Raw genomic sequence first — 6,135 nt, 5'->3', positions numbered from 1 at the left:
GATTTTTGATGCATTGCTTGAGGCAGGTTTTAACCGAGACTGTACAGTTCTGGCACTCGGTGGCGGTGTTATTGGAGATATGGCCGGTTTTGCCTCTGCCTGTTTCCAGCGCGGAGTATATTTTATTCAGGTGCCAACGACTTTACTCTCTCAAGTGGATTCCAGCGTGGGGGGTAAAACCGGCATTAATCATCCACTGGGTAAAAATATGATCGGTGCTTTCCAGCAGCCACAAGTGGTGCTGGCAGATATGTCACAGCTGTCAACTTTGCCGGATCGTGAACTGTCGGCAGGTTTGGCTGAAGTGATTAAATATGCTTTGCTCGGAGATAAAGAGTTTCTGGTCTGGCTAGAAGCCAATATGGAAGGTCTTATTGCCCGTGATGAGCAATTGCTGGCCGAAGCGGTTTATCGTTCATGTGCGCATAAAGCACGTATTGTAGCGAATGATGAAAAAGAACAGGGTGAGCGTGCTTTACTTAATCTCGGTCATACATTTGGTCATGCGATTGAGTCTTATCTGGGTTATGGTGAATGGCTGCACGGAGAAGCGGTAGCCACGGGGATGGTAATGGCAGCAGATTTATCCCATCGCATGGGTTGGATTTCATTAGAAGACCTTGAGCGTACAAAAAAAATCATTTCTCGTGCGCAATTACCTATTGTTTGTCCTAAAATCCCACTTGACGATTTCCTAGCTTATATGGCTCACGACAAGAAAGTTTTAAATGGGCAGCTTCGTCTTGTATTATTGCAGCAACTTGGAAAAGCGGTCATTACTCGAGACTTTGATGTCGAGTTGATGCAACAGGCGATTTTAGCTCATCAGGCATAGGTTTAAATTTTTATGACAGCATTACGTACCCCTTGGCAAAAGATTCAGCATTATTTCTGGCTGGTCTGTGGCGTATGCTGTCTATTTGCTGCCTTGGTTTTTTGGGCTATCACTGATACAGATGAAGTTGTAAAAGTAGAGAAGAAGCCGGAAACCGAAGTTGAATTACAGATTCAACCGGAAAAAGTGGCCTCAATGACCTATCTTGGTGCACTTTCTGATGAGGTTAAACCTCTTGATCTCAATACTCGCATTGTTGTCAATGTTAGCCATGAGCCTGAATTCCGTGGAACCAAATATATTGGTGAAGTAAAAAAACAGCATGCGATTGAGCTATTTCGTGTAGGTAATGAAGCCATTCTAAAAACTTTCCTGAAAAAGCAGCAGGATCGTAAACCCTTTGTTTATTTAAGGCTTTCAGGTGAGAACCAGCCTGAACAATATGTATTGTTATATGGCCTGTATAAAACCGCAGCAGAAGCTCAACAGGCTTTATCAGCGCTCAACCTCAATCTGCCTAAATCCGTCCAGCCTAAAGTTGTGGCCATGCAACAATATGCCAGTCTGGTCAACAGTATGGGTTCGGAAGAACTGGCAAGTAATCAAAAACTTTATGAAATTCAGTTGAAAAATGTACCTTTACCGAAAGTCGATGAATCCGTACAGATCAGACCGAAAACTCAACCTTCAGCCCCTGTGGTCACCCCTAAAGAAAGCACCACGAGTACCACGATTGTTCGTCGTGATCAGGAAGGTAATGTAGTGGATGTACAGAAATCTCAAAGTCATGTCGAAGGAAGTCCGCGCTCATCAAATGGCAATTCTCGGCCTCAAGAAAACGAGATTAGTGATCCATTTAACTAGGCCGGTCTAAAATAGCGCACGGACACTTTATCTTTATTATAAATGTGCGCTTTTGGTGCAAAAAATACGCACCATAAATAATCATAATTTTCCTTTTGTAGGCTAAATCTTTGTCATTTGTGTTGTTTTGATTTTTGCTCCTTAAGTTGGCATGAAATTTGCTTTATTGGTGCATGAATTGAATTAATCTCCCTGTTTTGGCGCGAAAATGATTCGATGAATAGGCGTAATTGTCATCTTTGTTGCTTATTTTTATCTTATCCATCAGCAAAATGAATGTTATTTTTCATGCATTCCGTCTGAAAAAGGATTATGTTGAAAAGATACTCAATGATATTTTGCTCTATAAAGCTGCTTGGCTTGCGGAGTAAATCAGACAGTCACGCACAGCAGAATTTAGATTGTTTAATAGCCTATCGGGCTTAGTGAAAAGAAGGGTACGCTATGCACATGCCATCGCCTAATAATGTAGCTCCCGCTCAAGGTTTATACCAACCGGATGAGTTTAAAGATAACTGTGGTTTCGGTTTGATCGCCCATATGCAGGGTGATGCCAGTCATGATCTGGTCAAGACTGCAATTCATAGTCTAAGTTGTATGACCCACCGTGGCGGTATTGCTGCTGATGGCAAGACCGGTGATGGTTGTGGTCTATTGCTGGCAATGCCTAAAGAATTCTTCCGTGAAGAAGCCAAACGCTTAAGTGACATTACCTTAAGTGAAATTTTTGCTGCGGGTACAGTATTCCTGAATCTGGATCCAGCATTAGCCGCACATGCAAAACAAGTCCTGACGAAAGAAATTGAAGAAGAAGGCTGTCGCGTTATCGCATGGCGTGTTGTACCGACGAATAATGATGCGCTCGGTGAGATTGCAATGCAGTCTCTACCAGCTTTTGAACAGGTGATTGTTAACTGCCCAATCGGTGTGACTGAAGTTGAATTCAACCGTAAATTGTTCCTTGCGCGTCGTCGTGCTGAACAGCAGTTAACCAGTGATCCATATTTCTATGTGACGACCTTATGCTCAACTGTAATCAGCTATAAAGGTCTGATGATGCCAGCAGCTATTGCTGACTTCTATACTGACCTGGCTGATGAGCGTCTGGCATCACATATCGTGGTTTTCCATCAACGTTTCTCTACCAATACGTTGCCACGCTGGCCACTGGCTCAGCCATTCCGTTACCTGGCGCACAATGGTGAGATCAACACTATTACGGCTAACCGTAACTGGGCAATGGCGCGTACGCCTAAATTTGAAAACCCGTTACTGCCAGGTCTGACTGAGCTGAATCCAATCGTAAACCGTACTGGTTCAGATTCATCTAGTCTGGATAACATGCTGGAAATCCTCGTGGGTGGTGGTATGGATCTGTTCCGTGCGCTACGTATGCTGGTTCCACCTGCTTGGCAAAACGTTGAAACGCTTGATGCTGATTTACGTGCATTCTATGAGTTCAACTCTAAACATATGGAAGCATGGGATGGCCCTGCTGGTTTAGTTATCCAAGACGGTCGTCATGCGATCTGTATGCTGGATCGTAACGGCTTGCGTCCGGCACGTTGGGTCATCACTAAAAATGGCTACATCACACTGGCTTCAGAAATCGGTGTATGGGGTTATGAACCTGAAGATGTCATTTCTAAAGGACGTGTAGGTCCTGGCCAAATGCTGGTGATCGATACTTATACCGGTAAAGTACTAGATACTCAGGATGTGAATAATCACCTGAAACGTATGCGTCCGTACCGTGAATGGTTACGTGAAAATGCTGTACGTCTACAAGGTAGCCCTGAGCTGGAAGAATATCTATGTGAGCGAGGCTTGAAAGGTGACAACCTGAAAGCGGCACAGAAAATGTTCATGGTGACTTTCGAGGAACGTGACCAGTTACTGCGTCCAATCGCTGAAAGCGGTCAGGAAGCTGTGGGTTCTATGGGTGACGATACACCGATGGCGGTTCTGTCACGTCAGGTACGTCATGTATCAGACTATTTCCGTCAGCAGTTCGCTCAGGTAACGAATCCGCCAATCGATCCATTACGTGAATCGATTGTAATGTCACTAGAAACCTGTTTAGGTCGTGAACAAAACGTTTTCGAACAGGGTCCAGAACATGCAGACCGTCTGATTATTTCAAGTCCGGTCCTGTCTAATTCAAAAATGCATCAGATCCGTACGCTAGGTCGTACAGGTTATGAGATTGCGGATATTGATCTGAACTATGCTGAAACTGAAGGCTTAGAAGCTGCAATTGCTCGTATTTGCGAAGAATCAGCGCAAGCGATTCGTGACGGCAAAACTTTATTGGTACTTTCAGACAAGAAAATCCGTGAAGGTTGCTTGCCAGCCAATGCTGTGATGGTCACTGGTGCAGTACACCATCATCTGATCAATACTGGTCTGCGTACTGATGCGAACCTGATTGTTGAAACCGGTTTTGCACGTGATCCACATCAATTTGCCGTTCTGCTTGGCTTTGGTGCGACAGCAATTTATCCATACTTAGCATATGACGTGATCAATGATCTGGTGGCTAAAGGTGAATTGCTGGGCGATCCAGTATATGCACAAAACAATTTCCGTAAGGGGATTGAAAAAGGCCTGCTGAAAGTCCTGTCTAAGATGGGTATTTCAACTGTGGCTTCTTACCGTGGCGGTCAGCTGTTTGAAGCAGTCGGTTTATCCAATGAAGTTGTGAATAAATGCTTCGTAGGTGTTCCGAGCCGTATTCAGGGTGCAACTTTTGCTGATCTTGAGAATGACCAGAAGCAATTGGCAGATTTGGCATGGAAAAACCGTAAGCCAATCGATCAGGGTGGTATGCTGAAATTTGTCTTCGGCAAGGAATACCATGCATTTAATCCGGACGTGATTAATTCACTGCATAAAGCAGTACGTTCTGGTAATTATGCTGACTTTAAAGAATATGCAGAGCTGGTAAACAATCGTCCGATTGCAACCATCCGTGACTTATTCAAGCTGAAAACTGACAACTCAATTCCGGTGGATCAGGTTGAGTCTGTAGAAGATATCCTGCCTCGTTTTGACTCCGCGGGTATGTCTTTGGGTGCACTATCTCCTGAAGCACATGAAGCGATTGCGATTGCCATGAATACCATCGGTGGTCGTTCTAACTCTGGTGAGGGCGGTGAAGATCCAGCGCGTTATGGCACGATTCGTAACTCAAAAATCAAACAGATTGCATCTGGTCGTTTTGGTGTAACTCCAGCGTACTTAACATCAGCAGAAGTACTGCAAATTAAGGTAGCTCAAGGTGCAAAACCAGGTGAAGGTGGTCAGTTGCCAGGTGGTAAAGTGAATGGCTTGATTGCCCGTTTACGTTATTCAGTTCCGGGCGTGACTCTGATTTCGCCACCACCCCACCATGATATCTATTCAATCGAAGATTTATCTCAGTTGATCTTTGACTTGAAACAGGTCAATCCGCAAGCGATGGTATCGGTGAAACTGGTATCTGAACCGGGTGTGGGTACGATTGCAGCAGGTGTGGCAAAAGCTTATGCCGATTTCATTACCATTTCTGGTTATGACGGTGGTACAGCAGCATCTCCATTATCCTCGATTCACCATGCGGGTTCTCCATGGGAATTAGGTTTAAGTGAAGCGCATCAAGCACTTCGTGTAAACGACCTGCGTGGCAAAGTACGCGTTCAGACTGATGGTGGTTTAAAAACTGGTCTTGACGTGGTAAAAGCAGCGATCTTGGGTGCAGAGAGCTTTGGCTTCGGTTCGACTCCAATGATTGCCTTAGGTTGTAAATACCTGCGTATCTGTCACTTGAATAACTGTGCGACCGGTGTTGCGACTCAGCAGGATCATCTGCGTCAAGAGCACTACATCGGCGAACCACAAATGCTGATCAACTTCTTCACTTTCATTGCTGAAGAAACACGTGAATGGTTGGCGGCACTTGGCGTATCTAGCCTGAAAGACCTGATTGGTCGTACCGACTTACTGGAAATCCTGCCAGGTGAAACTGACAAACATGCTCACCTTGACCTGAGCAAACTGCTAGAGTCACATCCAGCAGCAGAAGGCAAAGCACAGTACTGTGAAGTACAGGGTAATGAACCATTTGATAAAGGTATTTTGGCTGAGAAAATGGTAGAAGAAATTCTGCCAGCGATCGAAGCAGGTACAGGTGGTGAATACAGCTTTACAGTAGGTAACTGTGACCGTTCAATTGGTGCACGTTTGTCTGGTGAAATTGCCAAACGTTATGGCAACCTGAGTATGGAAGCACATCCAGTTAAAGTAAATCTGACTGGTACAGCGGGTCAGTCACTCGGTGTCTGGAATGCCGGTGGTCTGCATCTCAAACTGGAAGGTGATGCGAACGACTACGTGGGTAAAGGTATGGCAGGTGGTCGTATCTCGATTTTCCCACCGAAAGGTTCGCCATTCCAGAC

At 45.0% G+C, this 6,135-nt stretch carries 3 protein-coding genes; all 3 read left to right on the top strand.

The window, feature by feature from the left end; all coding sequences use genetic code 11:
- The coding region (gene aroB, locus B4J23_RS12830; RefSeq protein ID WP_291361121.1) for a 3-dehydroquinate synthase at nucleotides 1-835 on the top strand (835 nt) is incomplete at its 5' end.
- A 12-nt stretch (nucleotides 836-847) separates the two neighbouring features.
- Nucleotides 848-1,699, top strand: coding sequence for a hypothetical protein (locus tag B4J23_RS12825; protein ID WP_291361119.1), 852 nt, complete (start codon nucleotides 848-850; stop codon nucleotides 1,697-1,699).
- A 450-nt stretch (nucleotides 1,700-2,149) separates the two neighbouring features.
- Nucleotides 2,150-6,135: glutamate synthase large subunit (gltB, locus tag B4J23_RS12820; RefSeq protein WP_291361118.1), on the top strand; the 3,986-nt coding region annotated here is incomplete at its 3' end.

It is taken from the genome of Acinetobacter sp. UBA3025, assembly GCF_002367915.1.
Classification (GTDB): domain Bacteria; phylum Pseudomonadota; class Gammaproteobacteria; order Pseudomonadales; family Moraxellaceae; genus Acinetobacter.
Note: the sequence above shows the minus strand (reverse complement) of the source record. Positions and strands in the feature narration are given on the sequence as shown.

Coding starts and splice junctions, on each gene's coding strand:
- B4J23_RS12825 (WP_291361119.1), top strand. CDS start 848: ATGACAGCATTACGTACCCCTTGGCAAAAGATTCAGCATTATTTCTGG.